Raw genomic sequence first — 1,843 nt, 5'->3', positions numbered from 1 at the left:
GCAGGGGGAGAGGGGAGAATAATAATATGCTGGCTCCTGACTAATGCCCAATCCCCAATTACATATAACCTAATTAGGAGAAAATTATGTCATCAAAAGTAACAGTCAAAAATGTAAATATCGGCATTGACGAGGCGAGTAGGGCTAAAATTGCCGAGGGTTTATCTCGTCTGTTGGCTGACACTTATACACTTTATCTGAAAACTCATAACTTCCACTGGAATGTAACGGGGCCGATGTTCCAAACCTTACATTTGATGTTTGAAACCCAGTATACAGAATTAGCTTTAGCGGTTGATTTAATAGCCGAGAGAATTAGAGCGCTTGGCTATCCCGCACCAGGAACCTACAGCGAATATGCCAAACTGAGTTCAATTCCAGAAACTCCTGGGGTTCCGAAAGCTGTTGAGATGATCCGCTTATTAGTGGAAGGACAAGAAGCCGTAGTCAGAACTGCACGGTCTATTTTCCCCGTGATAGAGGAAGTTAACGACGAGCCTACTGCCGATTTATTAACTCAACGGATGCAAGTACACGAAAAAACCGCTTGGATGTTGAGAAGTTTACTGGAAGAATAGGAATTAGGGAATAGGGAATAGGGCATTGGGAATTGAGAAAAAACTTAATCACCAATACCCATGCCCAATGCCCAATGCCCACTTGCCCTGAGCGGAGCCGAAGGGATGCCCAATACCAAATGCCCAATGCCCAATACCCACCTGTTGCAAGATTTAATGCAACAGGTGGGTATTTCTAGTTTTAAAGCGCTGAGTCGAGCTGCTGGTGTTTCAGAACGGCAACTTTTGCGGTTACGCCAAGGAAAGCTAGAGCAAATGCGGTTAGATGTGCTGCTGAAGCTGTCACCAGTGCTACAGATGCCATTGAATGAATTAATTGCAACTTTTTCAACCGTAGAGTTATTACAAGAGAAAGCAGCGCCCAATCAGGAATTGTTACAAGAGATTACAGATTTAAGAAAAGAGTATCAGCGATCGCAGCTTCAATTAGAACAACAGCGAGAAATATTACTACAAGAACTCCAGCAGTCGAGTTTGCAATTGCTGGAGTCTTTATTATTGCAATGGCCAACAGCAGCACAGAAAGCCCAAGAGAATCCACAGCTAGCAGCGGTGAAAATAGTACCGTTAGTGCAAAAACCTCTGGAAAAGCTTTTACAGGCGTGGGGAGTGGAAGCGATCGCACCAGTGGGAGCAGAATTACCTTATAATCCCCAACTACACCAACTGATGGAGGGAACTTCATTACCTGGAGAAATAGTCAAGGTGCGCTACACTGGATATCTTCAAGGTGAGAAGCTGCTTTACAGAGCTAAAGTCAGTCCTGTTTGAGGGAGTTAGGGGTTAGGAGTTATAAATTCATAACTCTTTACTTTTTATGCTGTCTGTTGAAAAATGACAGATATTGGGAATACTAAAATTGTAGATGCGATCGCCTCTGAGAAGTTCTGTTAAAGCGTTGGTGTAGGTTTAAGCTTACTTGGCGCTGTTGAAACCGAAATTTTTAGCTCTAGAGCGGCATTCCAGAGATAAATTATTTCCATAATGTAAGTAATCGGACATAAATAAAAAAATATTTAGGAAATAATCTGAAAAGTCATAACTTCAGCTTGTAGATCAGTAGATAGCTACATCAATGAGATCGAAGTAAGTTGGCGTTAAAAATTAACATCTGTGATAAAACATAAAATCAGCGAATAGCTTGAAAATTGGTTATTCCAATGTTTTTACACAACTAAACATACATGGGTTTTATCATGCCAATTTACTAATTTTGTTATTTATAGTTAGTCTGTTAGTAGTAGAAAAAATATACTTAATTAAGC

2 protein-coding genes are annotated in these 1,843 nt (G+C 40.7%); both read left to right on the top strand.

Going from position 1 to position 1,843, the window contains the following annotated elements; all coding sequences use genetic code 11:
• The first annotated feature begins 86 nt into the window (after nt 1-86).
• On the top strand, nt 87-578 hold the full coding sequence (locus G1O98_RS38080; protein WP_012410091.1) for a Dps family protein: 492 nt from the start codon (nt 87-89) through the stop codon (nt 576-578).
• A gap of 126 nt (nt 579-704) precedes the next feature.
• Entirely contained in the window at nt 705-1,349 is a 645-nt protein-coding gene (gene grpE / locus G1O98_RS38075) for a nucleotide exchange factor GrpE (RefSeq protein ID WP_163939616.1), read from the top strand.
• Nucleotides 1,350-1,843: the final 494 nt, after the last annotated feature.

Origin of the sequence: Nostoc sp. UIC 10630 (genome assembly GCF_010747425.1) — a bacterium.
Classification (GTDB): domain Bacteria; phylum Cyanobacteriota; class Cyanobacteriia; order Cyanobacteriales; family Nostocaceae; genus Nostoc.
The sequence above is the reverse complement of the archived record's forward strand: the minus strand, read 5'-3'. Positions and strand labels throughout refer to the sequence as shown.

Bases quoted from the DNA above. Each gene is read 5' to 3' on its own strand.
- G1O98_RS38080 (WP_012410091.1), top strand. From the start codon at position 87: ATGTCATCAAAAGTAACAGTCAAAAATGTAAATATCGGCATTGACGAG.
- grpE (WP_163939616.1), top strand. From the start codon at position 705: ATGCCCAATACCCACCTGTTGCAAGATTTAATGCAACAGGTGGGTATT.